The sequence below is a fragment of the Streptomyces carminius genome, from assembly GCF_002794255.1.
GTDB lineage: Bacteria > Actinomycetota > Actinomycetes > Streptomycetales > Streptomycetaceae > Streptomyces > Streptomyces carminius.
This window is the reverse complement of sequence record NZ_PGGW01000018.1, coordinates 37316-60005: the sequence shown is the minus strand read 5'-3', so window position 1 is coordinate 60005 and position 22690 is coordinate 37316. Positions and strand designations below refer to the sequence as shown.

Here is a 22690-nt window from a genome sequence, read left to right as displayed (position 1 = left end):
GGTCCGGCCCCTCCGTGCCGGGCCGTGCCGTGCCGTGCCGGACGGTTCAGCCCAGCAGCACGTCCTGGACCAGGAAGAGGTTCAGCCCGGTGATCGCCAGGGCCACGACCGTGCCCAGGGCGGTGGTGACGGGCCGGTTCACCAGGGCGCCCATGATGCTCCGCCGCGCGGTGAAGACCACCAGCGGGATCAGGGCGAAGGGGATGCCGAAGGACAGCACCACCTGGCTGAGGACCAGGGCCTGGGTGGGATCGACGCCCAGGGCGAGCACGGCCAGGGGCGGGCCCATGGTGATCAGGCGCCGCAGCGTCAGCGGGATGCGGCGGCGCAGGAAGCCGCGCATGATGATCTGCCCCGCGAAGGTGCCCACCCCCGCGGAGGCCAGCCCCGAGGCCAGCAGGGCCAGGGCGAACGCCAGCGCCGCGCCGGTGCCGAGGGTGGCGCCCAGGCCGTGGTGGAACTGCTCCAGGGTCTCGTAGGTGCCGGACCCGCCGTGGAAGGCCGCGGCGGCGACGGTGAGCATGGTCGCGTTGACCAGGCCGGCGGTGCCCAGGGCGATCAGGATGGCGGTGCGGTTGGCCCGCAGCACCGTCCGCTTGCGCTCCGGCGTCGCGCGGCCGTACCCGCGGCTGAGGGAGGAGTGCAGGTAGATCACGTGCGGCATCACGGTGGCGCCGACCATGCCGGTGGTCAGCAGGACGCTCTGGGTGTCGGCGAACCGGGGCCGCAGCCCGGTCAGCGCTCCGCTCCACGATCCCGCCCGCAGGCTCTGGTAGAGGAACCCGGCGAGGATCACCAGGAGGAAGCCACCGATCACCAGCTCGAAGCGCCGCCTGCCCTCGGGGGCGAGGGCCAGCAGCACCAGGGAGGCGGCCCCGACGATGAAAGCGGCGGGCACCAGGGGGATGCCGAACAGCAGGTACAGGGCCACCGCGCCGCCGACGAACTCGGCCAGGTCGGTCGCCATGGCGACCAGCTCGGCCTGGACCCACAGGCCCCGGCACACCGGCCGGGGGGTGTGCTCGCGGCACAGCTCCGGCAGGTCGCGGCCGGTGGCGACGCCGACCTTGCAGGCCAGGTACTGGACGAAGATCGCCACCACGTTCGCCAGGGCGATGACCCACAGCAGCAGGGGGCCGTACAGGGCGCCCGCGGACATGTTGGTGGCGAAGTTCCCCGGGTCGACGTAGGCGACCGACACCACGAACGCCGGGCCGAGCATCGCGACCACGGTCCGCGCGCCGGGGCGGGGCGACCGGTCACCGGAACCGGGGCCCGGGCCCGGGCCGGGAGCGTCCGGAAGAGGCCGCGTGGTGGACGGTGCGGCGGGGGGCGCGGTGTCCGCCGCAGCCGGTGCCGCAGCCGGTGCCGGGTCGGGGCCGGGAGTGTCCGGCGGGTCGAGCAGCGGCGCGGCGGCGGGAGGGGCGCCCCGGAGGCGGTCGCGGGGCTGGCGCGGGTCAAGCACCGGTACCGCCCCCGTTCCCGCTCCCGGTGGAGCCGCCCCGGACGGCGGGCGGCGGGGCGGTCCTCCGCCGTGTCCCGGGCCGCGGCCGTGTCCCGGGCCACCGCCGCGGGACGGGCGGCCGCAGGGCGAGCAGCCGCAGGACGACGGCGGCGAGCAGGACGGCTGCCAGCAGGCGCTCGGCCGTCCCCCCGGCGCCGGCGCCGACGGCCGCGGCCGCGGCGTACAGCGCCAGGAGCGCCGCGGTGACCGGACCCGGGGTGTGCCGGACGGCCGTCGCCGGGGCCGCCCGGTCCGCGGGATCGCGTACCGCGGAGTCGCGTGTGCCCATGATCTGTTTCGCTCTCTCCTCGCGGGCGGCCCGCGGACCCGCGGTCCGCGGGGTGGAACGGGGGCGGGCCCGTCCCGCGCGGGACGGGCCCGCCCCGCCTCACTCGTCGGGCGAGAGCGCGCCCCTGATCTTGCCCTTCAGGCCCACCTCGGTGCCCAGGGCCGGGCTCTTGGGCTCGCCGTAGGAGCCGTCGTAGGTGGCGAAGAGCTTCGGGTCGGGCGGCGGGGGCGAAGCCTTCTCGCCCAGCGGCTCGGGGTCGGAGAGCACGGTGAACTCGTGGTCACCGTCCGGGGTCGGGCCGGAGGCCCACAGCCCGGCCGCGGCGGCGTCGCCGTCGGACAGGTGCCACAGGCTCGCGGCGTGCTCGCGGTGCTCCTCGTCCGTGAGGGTGCCGGGGACGACGACGTCCTCCAGGTTGTCCTCGCGGAGCTGCTCGATGGCGGCCAGCCACAGGTTCTGGTGGTAGGTGTCCCGGGCGAGGTTGAACTTCAGCATGTCCTTCACACCGGGGTCGTCGGTCATGTTGTAGATGCGCGCGGCCTGGAGCCGGCTCTGCGCCTCGGCGGCGACGTTGGCGTAGAAGTCGGCCAGCAGGTTGCCGCTGGCCACCGCGTAACGGCCGTTCCACGGGTAGCCGTTGCTGTCCGAGGGGAGGGCCGCGCCGCCCGCGATGATCGCCTGCTGCGGGTCCATGCCGCCCATGACGGCGCCCACGGCGGGGTCGGAGACGGCGACCTTGGTGGTCTCGGTGTTGGGAGCGCCCTCCAGGAGCCGGGCGACCATGGTGGCGAGCATCTCCACATGGCCGATCTCCTCGGTGGCGATGTCCATGATCAGGTCCTTGTACTTGCCCTTGACGCGGCAGTTCCAGCCCTGGAAGAGGTACTGCATCGACACGGTCATCTCGCCGTACGCGCCGCCGACGAGTTCCTGGAGCTTGCGGGCGAGAACGGGGTCGGGCTTCTCCGGCTTGGCGTCGAACTGCAGCCGCTGGGTGTGTCGGAACATCGGTGCTCTCGCTTCCCGGCCGGGTCGGGCCCGGCCTTCGGAGGGTCGGAACGCGCTGTGTACGCAGGTCCGTTGCGCACGGAACGCCGGTGCGCTCCGTCCCTCCGGACGCTAGGGAGCGCCCGTCACCGCGCCGTCTCCGCGGAACGGGGCGAGGGATATGTCAGAACATGGCAGCAGAGAGTGTGACAAATCGCCGGACGGGAACCTCCGCGTCCGACCGATCCGGAGACCGGCCGGGCCGGCGCCCCCACCCGGAGAGCCCCCACCATGACGACTTCCTTCACCCTCACCTCCTGGCAGCCGCACCCGGACCCGGTGGACCGGGAGGTCTGGCTGACCCTGCTGGGCCGCTTCCACCTGGAGATACGTTCCCGGCGCGTGGTCCTCAGCCCGTCCGTGCAGCGGCTGTTGGCCTTCCTGGCGCTGCACCGCGAGGGGGTGGCCAGGCCGGTCGTGGCCGAGACCCTCTGGCCCGACCTGGCCGTCCGGCGCGCCGGGGCGAGCCTGCGCTCCACGCTGTGGCGGCTGTCCCGGTGCAGCGGACCGTGCGAGCTGGTCCGCCCCGGCGACGCGACCCTCTCCCTCGCCCCCCGGGTCGGCGTCGACCTGCACCTGGCGGAGCGGAGCGCGGCCCGTCTCACCGCGCCGCCCGGCGGTGGTGACGCCGGCGGTGACGCGCGGGCCGCCGGTCCGGTGCCGCGGTACACGCTCGACTGCCTCGGGGAGGACCTGTTGCCGGACTGGACCGAGGACTGGCTGCTGATCGCCCGGGAGCACTTCCGCCAGACCCGGCTGCACGCGCTGGAGGCGGTGTGCCGACGGCTGCTGCGCGCCGGCCTGCGCACCGCGGCCATGGAGGCGGCCATGGCCGCGGTGGAGGCCGAGCCGCTGCGGGAGAGCGCGCACCGCCATGTCGTCCGGGTGCACCTGGCGGAGGGCAACGCCGCCGAGGCGCTGCGGCACTACGAGTTCTTCCGGCTGCTGCTGCGCAGGGAGCTGGGGCTGGCGCCGTCCGCCGAGTTCCGGCGTCTGATGGCGCCCTGTCTGGGCCGTCCGCTGGACCGCGGTCCGGCCGTGCCCTGACGGCCCGGCGCCCGGCGCCCGGCGCCCGGCGCCCGGCGCCCGGCGCCCGGCGCCCGGCGCGCGGCGCCCGGTGTGCGGCGTACGGTGCGGGCCGGATGCCGTTCACCGGGGGCGGGTACGGTCCTGCCGACGGGAGCGCGGACGCGAGGAGGAGCGGGCGATGGGCGAATCACCGGCGGTGCCGGCCGGGGCACCGGGAGCACCGGGAGCGCCGGGCCCGCCGGACGGCCCGTCCCCCCGGCTGCGGCGGCGGCTGGGCACCGGCGACGCGGTGGTCGTCGGCCTCGGCTCCATGATCGGCGCGGGCGTCTTCGCGGCCTTCGCCCCGGCGGCCCGCGCGGCCGGCTCCGGGCTGCTGCTCGGTCTGGCGCTGGCGGCGGTGGTGGCGTACTGCAACGCCACCTCCTCGGCCCGGCTGGCCGCCCGTTACCCGGACTCCGGCGGCACCTACGTCTACGGCCGCGAGCGGCTGGGCGAGTTCTGGGGCTATCTGGCCGGCTGGGCCTTCGTGGTCGGCAAGACAGCCTCGTGCGCGGCGATGGCCCTGACGGTGGGCCTGTACGCGTGGCCCGAGCGGGCGCACGCGGTCGCGGTGGCCGCGGTGGTGGCGCTGGTCGCCGTCAACTACGCGGGGATGCGGAAGACCGCCTGGCTGACCAGGGCGATCGTGGCGGTGGTGCTGGCGGTGCTGGCCGCCGTGGTGGTCGCCTCCCTCGCCTCCGGCGCGGCGGACGCGGCCCGGCTCTCGCTGAACGCGGACGGCGCGGACGACGGCGCGGGCATGACGCCCGGCGGGGTTCTCCAGGCGGCCGGACTGCTGTTCTTCGCCTTCGCCGGTTACGCGCGCATCGCCACCCTGGGGGAGGAGGTGCGCGATCCGGAGCGCACCATTCCGCGGGCGATCCCGCTGGCGCTGGGCATCACCCTGGCCGTCTACGCCGCCGTCGCGGTGGCCGTGCTGAGCGTGCTGGGCAGCGCCGCCCTGGGCGGGGCCACCGCGCCGCTGGCCGACGCGGTGCGCGCCGCGGACGCCGACTGGCTGGTGCCGGTGGTACGGGTGGGCGCGGCGGTGGCCGCGCTCGGTTCGCTGCTGGCGCTGATCCTGGGGGTCTCCCGCACCACCCTGGCGATGGCCCGCGACCGGCACCTGCCGCCCGTGCTGGCCGCCGTCCACCCGCGCTTCGGTGTGCCGCACCGCGCCGAGCTGGCGGTCGGCGCGGTGGTGGCGGTGGTGGCGGTCACGGCGGACGTGCGCGGCGCGATCGGCTTCTCCTCCTTCGGGGTGCTCGCCTACTACGCGATCGCCAACGCCTCCGCCCGGACCCTCACCCCCGCCGAGGGCCGCCCGGCCCGGATCGTCCCCGTCGTCGGGCTGGCCGGGTGCGCGGTGCTGGCCCTGGCCCTGCCCGCGGTCTCGGTGCTCTCGGGCGCGGCGGTGCTGGCCGCCGGTGCCGCGGTGTACGGGGTGCGCCGTACGGCCGCCGCCCGGCGGCGCTGACCGCTCCGGGCCGCTCCGGCCGGCACCGCCCGGCGCCTGCCCGTACTGATCGACTCGCCGGGCCGCGGCGGGTCGGGAAGAGTGGGAGAGGTGCACGGCGATCGACGGCATGCGACGGACAGCGGCCGGGAACGGGCCCGCGCCATTCCGGGTGTCGGCCGCCCGCCGTGGCTGCTGCCGCTGGTGCTGCTGGTGGCCGGGCTGGCCGTCAACCTGGCGACGTCGCCCAGTCTGCTGCTGGGAACGGCGTTCGGTGCCGCGCCCCTGGCCGCGGCGGCGCTGTGGACGGCGCGCGGCACCCTGCTCACCGGGATCGCGGCGGTGCTGGCGTACGCCGCCGTGCTGCTGCGGGGCGGCCCCGGCTGGACGGAGGGGCTGCTGAGACTGGGCGCGGTCGTCGCCTTCGGTGTACTGGCCCTCGCCGTCAACCACGCCCTGCGCCACGGCGAGCAGCGGTTCGCCTCGGTCCGCCAGGTGGCCGAGGCGGTCCAGTTCGCCGTGCTGCCGGTGCCGCCCGGCCGGATCGACGGACTGACGCTCGCGGTGCGCTACGAGGCGGCCCACGCCTACGCCCGGATCGGCGGCGACCTGTACGGCGCGCAGCGCACCCCGTACGGGGTGCGGCTGCTGGTGGGCGACGTGTGCGGCAAGGGGCTGGACGCGGTGGCCACGGTCACCGTGGTGCTCGGCGCCTTCCGGGAGGCGGCCGAGACCGAGCCGGAGCTGGCGGCGGTCGCGGACCGGATCGACCACGCCCTCCTGCGGGAGCGGTCCCAGCGGGCCGGGCAGCCGGACTGCCTCCCGGGCGGGGACGCCGGGCGGTCCGTGGAGTTCGTCACGGCCGTGCTGGCCGAACTCCCGCCGGGGCCGGCCGGGGAGCCGGAGAGCGTGCGGATCGTCAGCCGGGGCCATCCGCCCCCGCTGCTGCTGTCCGCCGGCGGGGCCCCGGTACGGACCCTGGAACCGGACTCGTACGCGCTGCCGCTGGGGCTGGGGGACATGGCGGGCCCGGCGGCCGTGCCACCGGAGGGCCCGGACGGCGGTACGGGCCCGGTCCCCTTCCCGCCCGGCGCGCTGCTGCTGCTCCACACCGACGGGGTGACCGAGGCCCGGAACGCCGAGGGCGTCTTCTACGACCCGGTGGCCCGGCTGCGCGGCCGCCGCTTCCCCGGCCCGGGCGCCCTGCTGGACGCCCTCGTCGCGGATGTCCACGCGCACGCGGACGGCCGCACGGACGACGACATGGCGCTGCTGGCGGTCATGCGCGGCCCCGCGCCGCCCCCGTCCCCGCCCCGCTCCGGCGAACCCGGGTGACCCCGTGAATCACGTGAACCCGGTGACCCTCGGTGCCATCGGTCGCGGCGCCGACGGTCACGCTGCGTATCCCCGTCGTGCACACATCCGTACCATCTGACCGACCCTCAGGCGAGTGACTTACGTCTCTTCGATCCGCAGGGGGTGGCAACTCGCCCGATTTGGGCGGGAGATGCCCCGTTAAATCCCTGTCGAAATTACTCACCATGTGAAGGAGGGACTTGGAATCCCGGCTGCCCCTCTATTAACGTTCGATAACGCAGCGCGGTCGTCACTGCCGTCGAAAGAGGCGGCACCGTGCGCCGTCGCCGAATCCTGACCGTGCGACTCCGCCACCGCGGAGCCCGCGCCCAGGGAACCGGGGAACCACTTATTGGGGTGAATCGGGCAAGCGCGTGCACGTGCATCCGCATGTGCGAGCCCGTAGGAGACCTTCCTGCTCCGAACCCGTCAGCTAACCCGGTAGGCGAGAAGGAAGGAAAGGAGAGCGCCTCCGTGGCGTCCAGCAGCCCGGCCCCCGAGGTCTCGTACGACCCGCACAGCGGCACCTTCACCCCGTTCGGCCCGGACGGCGACGAGGAGCGGCGGGTGTGGAACCCCACCGAGGAGTCGGTCCGCCCGGTCCGCGGCCGGCACCGTGTCGTCAAGCAGCGCAACGGCATGGCGCGCAGTGGCGCGGTCCTCGGCGTCGGCATGATCGCGGCGGTCGGCGCGGGCGGCATGGCCACGGCCAAGGTGAAGTCCCCGGCCGCCATCGCCATGCCCGACCTGGACCTGGACTCCGTTCCCGGCGTCGGCGCGCTGATAGACGGTGACGACACCGGCACCGACACCGTCCCGGTCTCCGAGGAGAGCACCGCCAACCCCCTCGACCTCGACCAGGCTTCGCCGCTGGGCACCAGGGACGCCGACCAGGACGCGCCGGTCGTCACCACCGCGAGCCTGACGACGGACGCCGGCGAGGCGCTCCGGGCCCGCATCCTCCAGCAGGTCGACCAGCAGCAGACGGGCGCCACCCAGGTCGCCCTCCAGGCCGCCGCCGACCAGGCCGCGGCCACCGCCGCCGAGGAGGCCGCCGAGGCCGAGGCCGAGGCGAAGCGCAAGGCCGCCGAGGAGGCCAAGCGCAAGGCCGAGGCCGAGCGCCTGGCCAAGCTCGCCGCCAGCCACACCCTCCCGCTCTCCTCGTTCCAGCTCTCCTCCCAGTTCGGCGCCTCCGGCTCGATGTGGGCGAACAACCACACCGGCCTGGACATGGCCGCCCCGTCCGGCACCCCGGTCAAGGCGGTGCACACCGGCGAGATCGTCGAGGCGGGCTGGGCCGGCTCCTACGGCTACCGCATCATCCTCCGGCTCGACGACGGCACCGAGATCTGGTACTGCCACCTGTCCTCGATGACCAAGACCAGCGGCAAGGTGACCACCGGCGACGTGATCGGCCGCGTCGGCTCCACCGGCAACTCCTCCGGCCCGCACCTCCACCTGGAGGTCCGTCCCGGCGGCGGCGACCCGATCGACCCGCTGACCTGGCTGCGCGGCAAGGGCCTCAAGATCTGAGCCGACCGGTTCCGGAACCGCAACCGTTCCGGACCCGGCGCGGGTCCTTCCGCTCCTTCCCCTCCTCCTCCCCTCCTTTTCGACCACCCCCCACCACCAGCGCCGCCGCCTCGCACACCGCCGGTGTGCACGTCGGCCGGCCCAGGAGGGGACGAGGCGGCGGCGTACGGGCACCGCACCTGCCCACCTGCCCCGGCGGCCCTGGTGATCCACCCCCCGACACCAGGGCCGTCGGTCCTCCCCGCGCCGCGGCCCGCCGGTCCGCGCCCCCGCCCTGCCACGGCCGTCCCTGCTGTCACACCCGTCCCAACAGCCCCGGCGCCCCGGTCATTCCCGGCCCGCGGGCCGTTCGGCGGTGAACGCGAGCCGGTAGCGCCGTACGTCGCTGCGCACCAGTCCGGGGAAGTTCCGGACCCGGTGCCACTGCGGGGTGGGCGAGCCGACCCCCTCGCCCGCCGCCGCCAGGGCGTCGAGGTGGGCCCGCTCGCTGACCCACTCCGCGTAGTTGACGACGCGGGTGCCGTCGGTGGAGAGGTGGAAGTGCCCGGAGATGCCGCCGGCCGGCGGGGCGGGATCGGTGGCCAGTGCCTCGCCGACGGCGTCCACCCAGGCCCGCTGCCGCGCCTCGTCGGGACCGTCGAACGTCACGTCCACGATCACCACGCAGCCCGGCTCGGGCCGTTCCCCGTGCCCGTGCCCGCTCCCGTCCGCGTCCCCGGCCGTCCCGAAGCCGCGGTAGTACCGGGTGCGGACCAGGTCGAGCCGCTCGATGCCCGGCACCGCGCGGTCGATCTCGTCGTTGCGGTGCGCGCGCCGGTCGCGCACGAAGTCCTCGTACGCCCGCTCGTCGGCCCACTGGGAGTAGTGCAGCAGCGTCCGGCCGTCGGTCCCGGCGTACACGCTGTACGACAGCAGCCCCGGCAGCGGCCAGGGCCGCCCCGTCCAGACGGCCTCGATCGCCGCGACGGCGGCGCGCTGCCGCTCGGGCGTGCCCACGTCCCAGAAGCTGAAGAACGGGGCGCCGACACCGGGGCGGGCGGGGTCGGGGTGGGTGAGCGGCCTGGTTCCGGGCATGGCGGGATGCCTCCTCGCTGAAGCGGTGGTCCTCGTCCGTACGCGCCCACCCTCACGCCTCAAGTACGCTTGAGGTCAAGCAGGTTGATCGGCCAACGAGGACAGAACCTTTCCGCAAGGCTCCGTAGCGTGCCGGACATGGCAGCGAACAGGACAGCCGCAACCACCGACCCCCCTTCCCTCCGCCCGTTCCGCGTCGAGATCCCCGACGCCGAACTGGCCGACCTGCGTGGGCGGCTGGCCCGCACCCGCTGGCCTGCCGACTCCCCCGAGCCCGGCTGGGGCCGCGGCGTGCCCCTGCCGTACCTGCGGGAGCTGGCCGAGTACTGGCGCACCGGCTACGACTGGCGGGCCCGGGAGGCAGAGCTGAACGCCGTCCCGCAGTTCACCACCGACATCGACGGGCAGACCTTCCACTTCCTCCACCGCCGCTCGCCCGAGCCCGGCGCCCTGCCGCTGCTGCTGTGCCACGGCTGGCCCGGTTCCCCGGTGGACTTCCTGCTGATCGCCGACGCGCTGGCCGACCCCCGCGCCCACGGCGGCGACCCGGCCGACGCCTTCCACCTCGTCGCCCCGTCCATGCCCGGCTTCGGCTTCTCCACGCCGCTGTCCGGGCCGGGCTGGGGCGTGCACCGCACCGCCGCCGCCTTCGACGGGCTGATGCGCCGCCTGGGCCACGACCGGTACGGCGTCCACGCCTTCGACGTCGGCAGCGGCGTCGCCGACACCCTGCGCCGCACCGTCCCCGAACGCCTGGCCGGCGTCCACCTCGCGCTCGCCGGGAGCGACGACATGCTGGGGGTGCTCTCCGCCGGGGGAACGGTCGGCGTCCGCCCCGGCCCGGCCTTCGGGGTGGACGGCATGGGCTCGTACCAGCTCCAGTCCACCCGCCCGCAGACCCTCGGCTACGGGCTGGCCGACTCCCCGGTCGCGCAGCTCGCCTGGATCGTGGAGAAGTTCCACGAGTGGACCGACCCGGCCGCCGAACTCCCCGAGGACGCCGTCGACCGCGACCAGCTCCTGACGAAGGTGACGCTCTACTGGCTCGGCGCCCTGGGCGCCTCCACCGCCCACTTCACCTGCGAGTCCCGCCGCGAGCTGGCGGGCCTGGCCGCGGTGCCGCCCGGACCCGGCAACCCGGCCACCGCCGGTGTGCCGCTCGGTGTCGCGGAGTTCGCGGCCGACCCGGCGGTGCGTCCCCTGGTCGATCCGGACGGCGTCACCGCGCACTGGTCGAGCTTCGAGCGGGGCGGCCACTTCCCGGCGATGGAGCAGCCCGAACTGCTCACCGCCGATCTGCGCGCGTTCTTCGCCGGACTGCGGGGGTGAGCCGTACCCCGCGCCGGCGCGGCGCGGCGCGGCGCGGCGCCCCGGACCACCGGTCCGGGGCGCCGCGCCCGCGTCCGCGGCTCCTCAGGCGGGCAGCTGCTCCTCGATCGCGGCGGTGACCTCCGCCGCCTCCGGGTCGGTGCGGGGCCGGAACCGGGCGACGGGCGTACCGTCCGCCGCGACCAGGAACTTCTCGAAGTTCCACTGGACGTCCCCGGCCTGCCCCCCGGCGTCGGCCAGCTCGGTCAGCTCGGCGTAGAGGGGGTGCCGGCCGTCCCCGTTGACCTCGGCCTTCTCCAGCAGCGGGAAGGTGACGCCGTAGGTGGCGGAGCAGAAGGTGCCGATCTCCTCGGCGGTGCCGGGCTCCTGGCCCGCGAACTGGTTGCAGGGCACGCCCAGCACGGTGAAGCCGCGGTCGGCGTACTGCTTCTGCAGCCGCTCCAGGCCCTCGTACTGCGGGGTCAGCCCGCAGCGGGAGGCGACGTTGACGATCAGCAGGACCTTGCCGCGGTACTCGGCGAGGGAGGTGGGCTCGCCGGAGAGGGTGCGCAGGGGAATGTCGTAGAGGCTCATAACCCCCTGTCTAACAGAGAGCGCACCCCCCGGCCGCCGTGAATTCCCCCACCCCGGGCGGGCATTTCCCCAACTCCCCACCCCGTACCGAACGTTCTACCGATTCCCCCAGGTCAGGAACTTCTTAACAGAAGGCGTCCTGGGTAGGAAGGTTTGTGAAGGTTCCATATTCAAGCAGCTCATGACAGTGTGTCCCGTGTCATACTCACGCTGCGTTATCACTCAGCGCACCTGATCGGTCACTCTCACCGGTGGGTCCTCGCCCGGGCTCGAAGGGACGGCATGCATGCGCCTCAGGCACTGTCTGGTCAGGAAACGGTGGGAGCTTTCCTTTCCGGCAGAGCCGCAGCGGGTGGCCGAACTCCGCCGCGCCCTCCGGAAGCAGCTGACGCTCTGGGGCTTCCCCGAACACGTCGACGCGGCCCAGTTGTGCGTGAGCGAACTCGTCGCCAACGTCATCCGGCACATCGGCACCGGCACACCGGTCACCCTGGCGGTCTCGGCGAGCCGGCGGCGGCTCCGCGTCGAACTGACCGACCCGGGCGTACGGGCGCTGCCCGCCTTCCCCGGTGAGTCCGCCGAAAGGGAGTCGGGGCGCGGGCTGGTGCTGCTGGACGCCCTGGCGGACCGCTGGGGGCTCGTCCTGCGCGAGGACGCCAAGGTGGTGTGGTGCGAGCTGGCGAACGCCCCGCAGGACCACCCCGCCCAACGGCCCCACGGCGAGGCGTCCCCGCACCCGGCCGCCGGCCGCGCCCGGCCCCGGCGGAGCCTGCGCATACGGCTCGCCCTGGCCCTCGGCCTCACCGACGCCCGCACCGGCCGGCTCCACCGCCCGCGCGTCCGCCGCCGGACGGCGAAGTTCCCCACGCACTGAGGCTCCCCCGCCCGCGCTCCCCGCCCGCGCCCGCACCGGTGGCCGCGCCCCACGACGGGGGCGCGGCCACCGGCGTACCGCCTCAGCGCCTCAGCGTCCGTCGGGCTCCTTCACCGCACCGAGGAAGGCGCCCCACGCCCCGGCGCCGAACGTCAGCACCGGCCCGCCGTGCTCCTTGCTGTCCCGTATCCCGGTCCGCCCGGCCCCGAGGAACGCCGCCTCCACGCATTCCAGCCCCTGCCCACCACTGTGGGAGGACTTGAACCAGTGGACGTCATTGGTCTTCGGCTGCCGCATCACGTCTCCTCCGCTCCCGCTCGTATGTCACCGGCGAACGCCTGCCATGCATCTGCCGTGAACGTCACCAGCCCTCTACCCGGCTCCTTGCTGTCCCGCACGGCCACGCCGTCCCGGATGAGCGCGGTCTCGACGCATTCCGTCGCTCCCGCGCCGCTGTACGAGGACTTGAACCAGGAGGCCTCCGGGATCCCCGGTATGGCTGGGCGCATCACATCTCCTCACGGACGCGTTCGATCAGGTCGGCAGAGGCCGCCATGTCCAACGCTTGAGCGCGAAGGTAGTCGAACGCAAGCCGGTACCGGTCCAACTCCTCCTCCTTCTCCAGGAAGATCGATCCCACATGGATGTCCACGTACACGACATCCAGCGAGGGCTCGGCGCCACCGATGATCACGAAGCTGCCCAGGGCGGCGGAGTGCGCTCCCTTGGCGAAGGGGAGCACCTGAAGAGTGATGTTGGGAGACTTGCCCACTTCCAGCAGATGCCCGAGCTGCTCGCGCATCACCTCCGGTGATCCCACGACCCTCCGGACGACCGACTCGTCGAGCACGGCCCACAGATGAGGCGGCCGGTCCCGGGTGAGAATTTCCTGCCGCCTCATGCGCAGGTCGACGAGCCGCTCGATCTCCTCTTCCGTGAGCCGCATTTCGGAAGCGTGCTGCACGGCTTCCGTGTATCTGCGGGTCTGCAGAAGGCCGGGGACGTACAGGCAGGCGAAGTGGTCCTCGCGTACCGCCTCGTCCTCAAGGGTGAGCAGCAGGTTCATGGTCTCGGGGAGCTTGTCCGCGATCGGGTCCCACCAGCCTTGCCGCTTGGCGTCTTTGGCGAGTCTGACGGCTGCCTCCCGCTCGGCATCCGTCACTCCGTAGTGCCGGCAGAGAGCGTCCACGACGAGCCACCGCACCGGCCCCTCCTGCGTCTCGTACCGGCTGACGGTGGCCTTCGAGACTCCGACGAGCCGACCCGCCTCCTCAAGCGTCATCCCCGACTGGGCGCGGAACTTCCGCATCATCACGCCGAGTTGGCGGCGTCGGGTCGTGACCCTCGACGGCATAACGGCACCCTTCCTGATCTGCGGGCGACTGCCCGCGCGCGGTCACCCAGGCTATGAGCGGTCTAAGCCGACGCTCCGTGGAATCACTCGATCGAGTTCTGTGAGAAGTTACACGAAGAGATATCCCATGCCATACTCGCAATCAGTCAGTCACTCAGCGGAGTCGCAGGGAGCGGCAGGCGCAGGCTGAGGTGACAAGAGGGGAGTGCGTTCCGATGGACGCATACGGCATCAGGGAGCCCCGGTTGCGCTCGGTACTGCCTTTCAGGGCGGTCCCCGAGGAACTGGGCAGGCTGCGGTCGGCGGTCAGGGAGCAGTTGGGGCTCTGGGGATTGACCGACTTGTTGAACGATGCGGAACTGGTCACGGGTGAACTCGCCGCCAACGTCTACAGACACGTGGGAGAGGGAGCCACTGCGTCGCTCGTCCTGATGATGGGCGACGGTCGGCTCCGGCTCGAGGTCCACGACGAGTGCTATGCGGTCCCCACGCTGCGCCATCCCGCAGACCGCGACGAGAGCGGCCGCGGTCTGCGTCTGCTCGCGGCGGTGACCGCCGGCTGGGGGACGCTCCTCACTGCTTCCGGTAAGGCTGTGTGGTGCGAGTTCCTGCTGGGAACGGGCGAGGAGTGTCTACGGCTCCGGCGAGCGGTGAGCGCTCTGGAGACCTACGGCTGCCTTGCCGGCCGGTTGACACCGGTCGGTGTGCGCAGTCTCGCGGCGCTTGAAGGATCGGCGACAGATCTCATCACTGATCTTCTTCACTGGCTGGCAAAGCAAGGACGTGACCCGGACGATGTCCTCAACCGGGCTCGAACGAGTCATGGAGAGGAGACAGGCGTTGCGTAAGCTCGGGCATTCTGCCCTGGCTGCAACACCCCTTCGCTCTGCGGCACGATGGCTGCATGCCTGCTCCCTCCTCTGCAGATGTGTCGGCCCGGATGAGCCGCCAAGCCAACCGCGACACCAGCCCGGAGGTGGCGGTTCGCCGCCTGCTGTATGCGGCCGGTTACCGCTACCGACTGCATCGGCCGGTTCCGGGCATGCCCCGCCGGACCATCGACATCGCCTTCCCCGGCCTCAAGGTGGCGGTCTTCCTGGACGGCTGCTTCTGGCACGGCTGCCCCGAGCACGCCACCCAGCCCAAGGCGAACAAGGACTGGTGGCGCCAGAAACTGGACAAGAACGTGAGCCGCGACCTGGAGACGACGGAACAGCTCACGAAAGAAGGCTGGACGGTACTGCGCTTCTGGGAGCACGAGTCACCGGACGCGGTGGTCGACCGAGTCGTCCAGGTGGTGACGGAACGCCGAGCGCGTTCCTGACGGGATCCCGTGGTCATCGACTGGCCCTGCGTGTGCGATGTCCCTTCCGAGTAGGGTCGGTGCCTGTCGAACAGGGGCAGCACACAGGGGAGAACGCGACCTTGAACTCCGCTCGCCTGACATCGCTGGAGATCTGCGCGGGAGCCGGAGGGCTGGCGATGGGGTTGGAGGCGGCCGGGTTCGACCCGGTGGCGCTGATCGAGAACAACCGACACGCGTGCGCCACTTTGAAGGCCAATCGTCTCGGGTGGCGGGTCCTGGAGATGGATCTGCTGGGCTTCGTCGCTCAGGAGCACCCGTACACGTACGACGTGGATCTGCTCTCGGCCGGGCTTCCGCGGGTCAAGTCCCTGGCCGCGGTCAGACGTGCTGAGGATCTCCACGAGAGGAAACTGCTGGAGGCGGCCGTGTGGCTGACCACCGAAGTACGGCCACGTGCGGTGCTGATCGAGAACGTTCCCGCCCTGGTGAACGACGGCGCGTTTGCCGAACTTCGAGAGTTCGTCGGGGCCGAACTGGAACACCTCGGATACGTGCTGCACTGGCGGATGCTCAACGCGTGCGACTTCGGGCTCGCACAGGACCGAAAAATGGGCCTGCTGGTCGCCATGGAAGCCGAGTCGGCGGCGCGCTTCCGATGGCCGGAACCATCGCGTGCCCCCGCCCCGACAGCGGGCGCCGTGCTGTGGAAGTCCATGGCCGCGCGTGGCTGGCGCGACGCGGTCACCTGGGCGGCCCGGGCCGACCGGCTCGCCCCCGCGATCGTCGGAGGTTCGGAGCGTCGAGGCGGTGCGGATCTGGGACCCACCGGGACCAAGAACGCATGGGCGCGGATGGGGATCAACGGTGGAGGCATAGGCGACGAGGTGCCCGACGCCGACTACCGGTGGGATCCGGACGGGGCTGTGAAGGATCTGCCGAAGCTCACTGTCGAACAGGTCGCGATCCTCCAGGGCTTCCCCCCACAGTGGATGCTGCAAGGCGGCAAGACCGCTCGGTACAGACAGTTGGGGCACGCGACCCCACCTCCCGTGGCCCAGGCACTGGGGGAACGAGTGGCAGCGGCCCTGAGCCCACTCGGAGGAGCGTCCTCATGAATCGTTCTGCGTATGTGGGCCGCCGTGGTCAGCCACTTTGAGCACAGCTATTCTGTCCGATCGGCATCGGCGACCCACCGACGGGTGAAGTGGGGCCATCGCGTTCACAACGTCCCGGTCGCTGCCCTCACCGCTCTCGAAAGCCAGGAGATCACGTGCCAGCCCACCGGATTGTGGATCTGTTCGCAGGGCCGGGGGGGTTGGATGTCGCGGCACGCTGGCTGGAGGTGCCCGCCACGGGGGTCGAGCTGGACTCGAACGCCTGTGCCACTCGGGATGCGGCCGGGCTGGCCACCAAACAGGGCGACGTGCGTGATTTCGGACCCTCGGACTTTCCCGACGCCACCGTCCTCGCGGGGGGCCCGCCCTGCCAGACCTATACCGTCGCCGGAAACGGGGACGGGCGTCGCGCTCTCCGTCAAATCATTGCCTTCGCCAGGCGTATGGCCAAAGGCAAGGCCGAGGATGTCGCAGCAGAGCTTTCCGAGGTGGCGACGGACCAACGGACCGTGCTGGTTCTCGAACCTTTGCGGTGGGCTCTGGCCGCGCTTGAGGACGGACGGCCTTATGAGGCGATCGTGTTGGAACAGGTACAGGCCGTCCTGCCGGTCTGGGAGGTGATAGGCGCCGTCCTGTACGAGAAGGGCTATTCCGTGGACTACGGCATTCTGCGTGCCGAGCAGTTCGGCGTTCCGCAGACACGGCGTCGTGCCGTCCTGATCGCCCGCCGCAGTGGCCCGGCGAATCTACCGGGAGTGACTCACCGCTGGTATCGAAAAGGTACTGGCCGTGAGGAGGGAGACCGGCGCCTGCACCCATGGGTCACCATGGGGGATGTGCTCGAACGGCCAAAGCCGTTCGAGGTGATCTCCAACTACGGCACCGGCGGGGACCCCAAGGCCCGTGGCCGACGTACGCACGACCAGCCGGCCTTCACGGTCACCGGCAAGATCAGCCGCAACCGGGTGGTGGCGCCCGGCCGGCCCGATTCGCGCTTCTCTCATGCCGAGGCGGGGCAGCTGCAGAGTTTTCCCGTGGATTATCAGTGGTGTGGCAGTGACATCGCCCAGCAGATCGGGAACGCGGTTCCTCCTGTTCTCGGAATCCATGTTCTGGTCGCCGCTCTCGGGCTTGGATTCGATTCCCGTGACAAGGCGTTGAAGAAGGCCGCTTCGCAACGCGCCACGATAATTCCCCCCGAGAATGATTCCGCAGCGTTCGTAGGAGAGTTCTCGACTGCGGAACGAGGCTTCGCGACAGAAGGAAACTGATTGATCGAGTGATCTCGTAGATCTCCTCGACCGGTGCTTCGAGTGGTTTTCTCCCTTGATCCCCTTACAGTGGGTTCGTGATTGTGCGAGTCGTGAGCCCCTCACCCCCGTCCCTGATGCTGTTGGTGACTCCGAGGCGGATCAGTCGAAAACCTCGGACTCTTCGTTGATTGACTCCTTGCCGCGCACGGGTGCGCCCGCGAAAAGCTTTTCGAACTGCTCGACCAGCACGCCCACCGAGTCGCGCGGGATCTCCCCGTCGTCGGGACCGTCCGGCAGGGATTCCGGGGAGACGGGCGGAGCCATGTCCCCCTCGCTGATCCAGTAGCGCAGTGCTTCCACATCCGGGCCCTCGTCCGGGGCGAGAACGTCATACATCAGTGTGCTGCCTGCGGCGTTGATCACGGTGGCCAGTGCGTTGACCTCGCGGCCCGTGGTGACGGCGCCCTGCTCGATGAGCCGGGTCACCGCCCGTGCGGTGGGCCGGTGGTCGATGACATCGAGCCGCAGCACCGTGTTGAGGACGTCCTGGTTGCGACACGCGGTGACGGCGGGGCGGTAGTCCTCGCCGTCGCGGAAGAGCTCGGCCGCCCACCACAGGCGCGCGAACGCCTGCTTGTAGTGCGGGCCGCAGAAGCGGTCGGCCGTGACCGCCGCCTTCTTGTCTCCTCTGCTTCTCGGAAGATGGCGCCAGACAACGTAGTCGGGGGCCACCACCAACGCGATGAAGTTCCACAGGGCGCTTTCCGCGGCCTCTGCGCGCGTCAGCCGCAGGGTGGCGTGCAGCCGCGGGGCGAGCCAGGCGTCGGCATGGGTGCGGTCGTCGGAGTGCAGTCGCATCGCGTCGTCGAAGAGCTCCCGCAGCGGTCGGGTGCTCCAGCGCGAACCGGGCTTGTCGACGGGCTCGGAGGAGCGGACGAGAGCCACCGGTGGCGGAGCCTCCTGACCGGTGAGCACACTCCGGGTGAGGTTCTTGGTCGCCACGGCGTCACGCAGCAGACCGAGACGCTCGGGGAGGTCGTCGATGTCGCGGCTCATCAGGAGGCCCTCTCGTCGGAGCGGTCGAGTACGCGGATCGCGGTGCCCAGGTTCCTGGCGACTCTCGCCCTGCGGGACGCCGCGTACTGGATGCGCGACTGGAGCTCACTCCAGCCGACGCTCTCCGCGCGCCGCGCGTGGATGTCCCACAGGGCGTCGGCGGCGGAGACGTCGGGCAGGACGTCGGGCAGCATGCCGCGCAGTACCGAGTCACGCCAACCGGAGGGCCACTGTGGGGTGCCGTCTTCGTCCGTCTCCAGATCGCTCACCGCCGCGTGGAACATCGCCGTCCAGGTGTCGGTGGCGATCTGCGCGGCGAGTACGCCGCGCACGGCCTTCTCCAACGGACTGCCGTTGGAGTCGAGGAGTTCGACAACACCCTCGAAACCGGTGTTGAGGTGCACGGTGGGCATGTCACCGGAGGTCTCGACGAGCCAGGGCGCGTCCTTGAACGGGCGGAGCCAGTCCTCCTCGCCGTCGCGGAAGTCGACCTCGTTGAAGTTGATTTCCCGCTGGCGTACCGGTGTGCGGGCGACCAGATCGACGATCCAGTCGTCCTCGGAGCTTCCGATGACGCGGCCGGCCACGCCGTCCACCGTGGCGACGACGTTCACCGACAGCTCGGCCCTGTTGCGGTAGGAGTCGCGAGCGAGCGTGATGCTGCCGTTCCAATCGCCGGCGGACGAGCGGTGCAGTCGCGTCACGGTGCGAGAGTTGGTGACCCCTTCGGTGAGTACGGCGACACAGGTGACGTCTGTCCATCGGTCCGAGGCCAGCTCGGAATCCGGGAGTTCGGCACGCAGTTCCAGCCGGGCCTCGTCCCAGGTCCGTCGCTCGGCCTGGTGGACGGCGACGACCCGTTCCTGCTGGGAGATCATCTCCAGCGGCAGTTCTCGCCCGTCCAGTTTGGCGGCGGTGACCTTGAACGTCACCTCACCGACGAGAGTCGAGTACGGCACCAGGATCCTCATGCCGCTTCCCCTCTTGCCTTCTGCAGATCGATGATCAGGCGCGCCATACCGGCAGTCACCGGATGACTCCCGACATCGGTGACGCCGTTGAAGGACGCGGTGCGTGCACCGGGACGGAAGTGGAGATGCCCGTTCTCCACATGGCAGTTCTCCCCGGCAACCAGTTCGGACCACCGAACAGTGGGCCTGCCTCCGGAGCGGACGTCGAACTTCGCCACCGGGGTCATCAGCCAGGGGTCGTCGCGTTGGGGCAGCTTCACCTCGACCTGCACCCGCCAGGCACCGGACGAGGTCAGTTCACCGTCGACGTTGCGGATCGTCGGGTGGCCGTCGGTCCGCCGGCCGGCACTGCCGCCCCCGTCGAGCCGCAGCAGCTCGCGCAGCACGGTCGGACCGCCCTGGAGCTTCTCCTCCCGACGGGCCACCAACTGCCGGACCGTGACGTTCATGTCGCGACGGAAGTCGAGGATCCGTTGGCGTGCTCCGCGGGCGTACCGGGAGGACAGCTCCTCCGTCTTGGTCCAGTCGTTGTGCTCGGGCGGCTCGGAGGTTCGCAGGAACGCCTCGGCGAGGTCGGTGTCGTCGGTGACGCTTCCCGTGGCACGACCGGCCAGGAGAACGGCCTGGAAGGGATTGGTGCCCAACGGCAGGTCCGGGACACGTCGGGTGCTGATGGTCATACGGCTACCGCGCATGCACACCAACTGGTTGGGCCTGGTGTCCTTGTCGTCGGCGGGAGTCACCAGCAGCACGGCGCGATGTTCTGTGACGGGCCCCTTCTCGCCGCGCAGCGGCGGAACGGTGAGAGGTACATGAGCGAGGGCGACCTGGTCGAGGCCGGCGAGCCGGTCGACGGTTCTCCCGTCCAGGTACGCCTTCAGAGCGCGGGAGCGTGCGGGTTCGTAGGCGTGGGGATCGACCCGCTCCTCCTTGATCAGGACCTGTCCGTTGCGCAGTGTGGTGACCGAGGCCTCCAGGAAGGCGGCGGACGACTCGCCGTAGGTCATGGCCGCCCAGAAGTTCTCCGCCAACGAGCGGACGAGCTTCTCGTGCATCTCCTGGACGGTCTCGGCGTCACCGGCCGCGTCGTGCGCACCGACGACGAGGAAGGACGTGCCCGGATCGGAACCGGTCCGGGTGAGGTGCAGCCGATCGGTGGTCTCCTCGTCCGCCCACCAGGAGCGGGCCACACCCTCGTACTCGGGTTCGCTGTCCTCCTCGCCCAACCAGGCCGGTCCGGCGAAGGCCTCACCGTCCACCTCGCGCCAGGGCAGGTCCAACCGGCCGATCACCCGGCGTTCGGTACGGCCCTCGTGGGGCTCGGAGAGGGTGCTGTTGATCAGGACGAGCCCGAGTCGGCTCGTCGCCCACAGGGTGACCTTGCCCAGGCCGTACGAACCGCTCGCGTGCCGCTTGGTCTTGTGACTGTCCAGCTGGCGCCGCACCACGGCGGCGAACCGTCCGTCCTCGTACTCGGGGCCGGTGAGGCCGGAGGCGTTGTAGTCGTCGACCCGCAGCAGAAGCAGGGTGTCCGTCTCGCGCAGTTCCCGCAGGCCCTCGGCGAGCGTCCGGCCGACCTTCTGTTCCTGGGCGGCTGCCGTCTCGTAGTGCGGCAGAAGCTCGTCCCAGTGCAGCGCCTCCAGGAACCTCCGCAGGTGTTCCCCACTCAGCTCGTGCAGGACGTACCGGACACGTACGGGCTCGGAGTCGAGGTGACGCTCGTCGAGGCTGTTCTGGGTGGCCTCACGGGCGAGCACCGAGACATCGGCGTCAAAGGCGAAGGCCGCGGCGTTCCCGAACTCACGGCCACCGTCGGCGTGGGCGGGACGGTGATACCAGACGACGGGCCTCTCGGACGGGGCATCCGAGGTACGCAGGTACACAGTTGCCTCGTCCGTGCCGAGGACCTGCGCGATAGCCCGTTTCTTCTCCTCGCGCGGCTCGGCCCGCCCGGTGATCCAGGCGGACACTCCGGCACGGGTGATGCCGAGCGCCTCGGCCAGCTCGGCCTGGGTCATGCCACGGCGCCGCAACTGGCGTGACAACCACACGCCGAAGCTGTCGGCTCGCTCGTCGTTCGCTTCCACCGGCTCCTCCTTCGCGGGTGCCAGCAGCATACAAGGTCTTTTGACAGGTGAGCTAGATGGATAATTTTGTTTGCCGACCCTGCCAGAGGACTCCTCTATGGGGATGTGAGGAGCGGACGGTGCGGACTCGTGGCCCGGTGGTTCGGGATGCTGACTCCTGTCGAGTCGCCGACTTGCCGTGACCGAACCTGCGTCTCGGTTGGGGGCCAACCGGTGTACCGGTTGGCCCCCAACCGAGACGCAGGTTCGGTGCGACTCGATTCGATGTCCTTCCGGTGTTCCAGTGCGTGACGCCTTCGTCGGGCGTTTGCTCGCGCGTCGAGCGATTGGACGGGCGGGGCCCGTCGCTGCGACCCTGTGGCGCCGACATGCGGAATCCCGCCCTCCTGTCTGTGGCGCGCGACTCCCGAAGAAAGGTGGCTCTCGACCGCCTGTCGGAGGGATGACCTGCCGCGCTCGTTCCCGTGCGACTTCCGCGCGGTGCATTTCGGAACGGAAGCGGGGTACGTGTCGCGATTGCTCGGTAGAACGAGCAATGGACCGGCTTGTCTCAAGGGTCTCGAATTTGTGTGCTAGGAATGAGAGAGGGCTTGCCTTCAGGGTGATCGGCAGGTAATCTTCGTGTGGCCGATCGGCGAGTTCACTTCGAGGAGTGCTCTCGAAGCAGGGGTATTCGTATGCCTTCATGCGGTACATGCTGAAGGTGTGGGGCGCTTCCATGTCGCCTGCAGCACGATTTTCCGGAAAACCTCGGCGGAAGGTGCTGTACTCTCATTATCGCTCAAGTTCCGAATGCTTCCTTCCGAGGATTGCGTCGAACTGAGGGGGGTGTCATCATGCCGGATGGCACGAGTTGTTTCATTGATTTCGGGGAGGGGTCATGCGTCGTCAGTACAGCGAGGACTGCAAGTTGATCATCGCGATGTTCGTTCTGGCTGGGGCGGTCGGGGTGAGGGAAGCGGCGGACGTCTGCGGGACCTCGGAGTCCTCGATCAGGCGCTGGGTGCACCTGTACTGCCACACGGCAGGGCGCACCTCGGCCAGGAGGAGGGGAACTCCCTGCACGGGAAGGCGCCCGGTGGGGGGGTCTGGTTCCCGCACGCGAAACTGTGCTTTCTGCACCTGCTACAGCCGCCGTCGATGCTGCCGCTGTGGGAAGCGCAGGTGATTCTCGGATAAAAGAGGGCAGGATCGTCGGGCAGGCAGCGGGCGCAGGCTGTGAAGGTTTTCTGCCATGGAAGCGAGAGGTGCGGCGATTGCGCGTCCCTCGCACGACAGGAAGCCGTCGGTTCCCCTGCCTCCTTTAATTCCTCACGGTCGAACTGTGGCCTGACCGAGAGGAAGTGTCTCCGTGCTGTCTCCGCCTGGGGTCAGTAGTTGGGCTGACTCCAGGCGGAGGCGTGGGTCAAGGGGGAGTTCGGAGAGATTCCGGGCCCTTGAGCATG

At 71.1% G+C, this 22690-nt stretch carries 22 protein-coding genes and 1 riboswitch; of the genes, 11 read left to right on the top strand and 11 right to left on the bottom strand.

Translation table 11 applies throughout. From position 1 onward, the window contains the following. Positions 1–46: 46 nt before the first annotated feature. From CUT44_RS06300 to CUT44_RS06290, 3 genes are all read right to left on the bottom strand, one after another. Positions 47–1465, bottom strand: coding sequence for an Nramp family divalent metal transporter (locus tag CUT44_RS06300; protein WP_456300516.1), 1419 nt, complete (start codon positions 1463–1465; stop codon positions 47–49). Next, positions 1458–1793 (bottom strand): hypothetical protein, encoded by a 336-nt coding sequence (locus CUT44_RS06295; protein WP_100201164.1) that lies wholly within the window; start codon positions 1791–1793, stop codon positions 1458–1460. Before CUT44_RS06295 ends, CUT44_RS06300 begins: the two co-directional genes overlap by 8 nt. Positions 1794–1892: 99 nt before the next feature. Continuing rightward, positions 1893–2801, bottom strand: a complete 909-nt coding sequence (locus tag CUT44_RS06290; RefSeq protein ID WP_100201163.1) for a manganese catalase family protein — start codon at positions 2799–2801, stop codon at positions 1893–1895. 270 nt (positions 2802–3071) lie between these two features. Between CUT44_RS06290 and CUT44_RS06285 the strand changes: the two genes are divergently transcribed. The 4 genes from CUT44_RS06285 (at position 3072) to CUT44_RS06270 (ending at position 8253) form a co-directional block, all read left to right on the top strand. After that, complete coding sequence (locus CUT44_RS06285) at positions 3072–3887, top strand: AfsR/SARP family transcriptional regulator (RefSeq protein ID WP_100201162.1); 816 nt, start codon at positions 3072–3074, stop codon at positions 3885–3887. A gap of 160 nt (positions 3888–4047) precedes the next feature. After that, positions 4048–5385 carry an APC family permease gene (locus CUT44_RS06280; protein WP_100201161.1) on the top strand — a complete coding sequence of 446 codons (1338 nt, stop codon included), beginning with the start codon at positions 4048–4050 and terminating at the stop codon, positions 5383–5385. Between the two features lie 90 nt (positions 5386–5475). Beyond that, on the top strand, positions 5476–6699 hold the full coding sequence (locus CUT44_RS06275; protein WP_233221261.1) for a PP2C family protein-serine/threonine phosphatase: 1224 nt from the start codon (positions 5476–5478) through the stop codon (positions 6697–6699). A 326-nt stretch (positions 6700–7025) separates the two neighbouring features. Further along, positions 7026–7183: riboswitch (cyclic di-AMP (ydaO/yuaA leader) on the top strand. 11 nt (positions 7184–7194) lie between these two features. Then, entirely contained in the window at positions 7195–8253 is a 1059-nt protein-coding gene (locus CUT44_RS06270) for a M23 family metallopeptidase (RefSeq protein ID WP_100201160.1), read from the top strand. Positions 8254–8580: 327 nt separating this feature from the next. Here CUT44_RS06270 and CUT44_RS06265 read toward each other — a convergent pair whose 3' ends face one another. Next, positions 8581–9327 (bottom strand): antibiotic biosynthesis monooxygenase, encoded by a 747-nt coding sequence (locus CUT44_RS06265; protein ID WP_100201159.1) that lies wholly within the window; start codon positions 9325–9327, stop codon positions 8581–8583. Between the two features lie 138 nt (positions 9328–9465). Between CUT44_RS06265 and CUT44_RS06260 the strand changes: the two genes are divergently transcribed. After that, positions 9466–10656: an epoxide hydrolase family protein gene (locus tag CUT44_RS06260; RefSeq protein ID WP_100201173.1), complete on the top strand. Its 1191-nt coding sequence runs from the start codon at positions 9466–9468 to the stop codon at positions 10654–10656. 84 nt (positions 10657–10740) lie between these two features. Here CUT44_RS06260 and CUT44_RS06255 read toward each other — a convergent pair whose 3' ends face one another. Further along, the gene (locus tag CUT44_RS06255) at positions 10741–11229 is read right to left on the bottom strand and encodes a glutathione peroxidase (protein ID WP_100201158.1); all 489 of its coding nucleotides are present in this window, start codon (positions 11227–11229) and stop codon (positions 10741–10743) included. A gap of 286 nt (positions 11230–11515) precedes the next feature. On the opposite strand from CUT44_RS06255, the gene CUT44_RS06250 reads away from it, so the two are divergent. Then, positions 11516–12103: an ATP-binding protein gene (locus tag CUT44_RS06250; RefSeq protein WP_100201157.1), complete on the top strand. Its 588-nt coding sequence runs from the start codon at positions 11516–11518 to the stop codon at positions 12101–12103. Between the two features lie 90 nt (positions 12104–12193). On the opposite strand, the gene CUT44_RS06245 is transcribed toward CUT44_RS06250, so the two are convergent. From CUT44_RS06245 to CUT44_RS06235, 3 genes are read right to left on the bottom strand one after another with little or no spacing between them, the layout of a single operon-like run. Further along, on the bottom strand, positions 12194–12400 hold the full coding sequence (locus tag CUT44_RS06245) for a DUF397 domain-containing protein (protein WP_100201156.1): 207 nt from the start codon (positions 12398–12400) through the stop codon (positions 12194–12196). Further along, positions 12400–12612 carry a DUF397 domain-containing protein gene (locus CUT44_RS06240; RefSeq protein WP_100201155.1) on the bottom strand — a complete coding sequence of 71 codons (213 nt, stop codon included), beginning with the start codon at positions 12610–12612 and terminating at the stop codon, positions 12400–12402. Before CUT44_RS06240 ends, CUT44_RS06245 begins: the two co-directional genes overlap by 1 nt. Further along, positions 12612–13457, bottom strand: a complete 846-nt coding sequence (locus tag CUT44_RS06235; protein ID WP_100201154.1) for a helix-turn-helix domain-containing protein — start codon at positions 13455–13457, stop codon at positions 12612–12614. The genes CUT44_RS06240 and CUT44_RS06235 overlap by 1 nt, the downstream gene beginning before the upstream one ends. A 215-nt stretch (positions 13458–13672) precedes the next feature. Here CUT44_RS06235 and CUT44_RS06230 point away from each other — a divergent pair, with 215 nt between their 5' ends. The 4 genes from CUT44_RS06230 to CUT44_RS06215 all read left to right on the top strand — a co-directional run bounded on the left by CUT44_RS06230 (position 13673) and on the right by CUT44_RS06215 (position 17149). Further along, positions 13673–14305 carry an ATP-binding protein gene (locus tag CUT44_RS06230; RefSeq protein WP_100201153.1) on the top strand — a complete coding sequence of 211 codons (633 nt, stop codon included), beginning with the start codon at positions 13673–13675 and terminating at the stop codon, positions 14303–14305. A gap of 56 nt (positions 14306–14361) precedes the next feature. Continuing rightward, on the top strand, positions 14362–14781 hold the full coding sequence (locus CUT44_RS06225) for a very short patch repair endonuclease (protein ID WP_100201152.1): 420 nt from the start codon (positions 14362–14364) through the stop codon (positions 14779–14781). A 59-nt stretch (positions 14782–14840) separates the two neighbouring features. Next, complete coding sequence (locus CUT44_RS06220) at positions 14841–15878, top strand: DNA cytosine methyltransferase (RefSeq protein WP_269846169.1); 1038 nt, start codon at positions 14841–14843, stop codon at positions 15876–15878. A 155-nt stretch (positions 15879–16033) separates the two neighbouring features. Continuing rightward, the gene (locus tag CUT44_RS06215) at positions 16034–17149 is read left to right on the top strand and encodes a DNA cytosine methyltransferase (protein ID WP_100201151.1); all 1116 of its coding nucleotides are present in this window, start codon (positions 16034–16036) and stop codon (positions 17147–17149) included. A gap of 141 nt (positions 17150–17290) precedes the next feature. On the opposite strand, the gene CUT44_RS06210 is transcribed toward CUT44_RS06215, so the two are convergent. Genes CUT44_RS06210 through CUT44_RS06200 form a run of 3 tightly spaced genes read right to left on the bottom strand, consistent with a single transcriptional unit; the run spans position 17291 to position 21275 of the window. Next, positions 17291–18187, bottom strand: a complete 897-nt coding sequence (locus CUT44_RS06210) for a DUF6339 family protein (protein ID WP_100201150.1) — start codon at positions 18185–18187, stop codon at positions 17291–17293. After that, positions 18187–19158: a hypothetical protein gene (locus tag CUT44_RS06205; protein ID WP_100201149.1), complete on the bottom strand. Its 972-nt coding sequence runs from the start codon at positions 19156–19158 to the stop codon at positions 18187–18189. The genes CUT44_RS06210 and CUT44_RS06205 overlap by 1 nt, the downstream gene beginning before the upstream one ends. Next, positions 19155–21275, bottom strand: a complete 2121-nt coding sequence (locus CUT44_RS06200) for a helix-turn-helix transcriptional regulator (RefSeq protein WP_100201148.1) — start codon at positions 21273–21275, stop codon at positions 19155–19157. Before CUT44_RS06200 ends, CUT44_RS06205 begins: the two co-directional genes overlap by 4 nt. Positions 21276–22125: 850 nt before the next feature. On the opposite strand from CUT44_RS06200, the gene CUT44_RS34815 reads away from it, so the two are divergent. Next, the gene (locus CUT44_RS34815; RefSeq protein WP_408646715.1) at positions 22126–22413 is read left to right on the top strand and encodes a helix-turn-helix domain-containing protein; all 288 of its coding nucleotides are present in this window, start codon (positions 22126–22128) and stop codon (positions 22411–22413) included. The last annotated feature ends 277 nt before the right edge of the window (positions 22414–22690 follow it).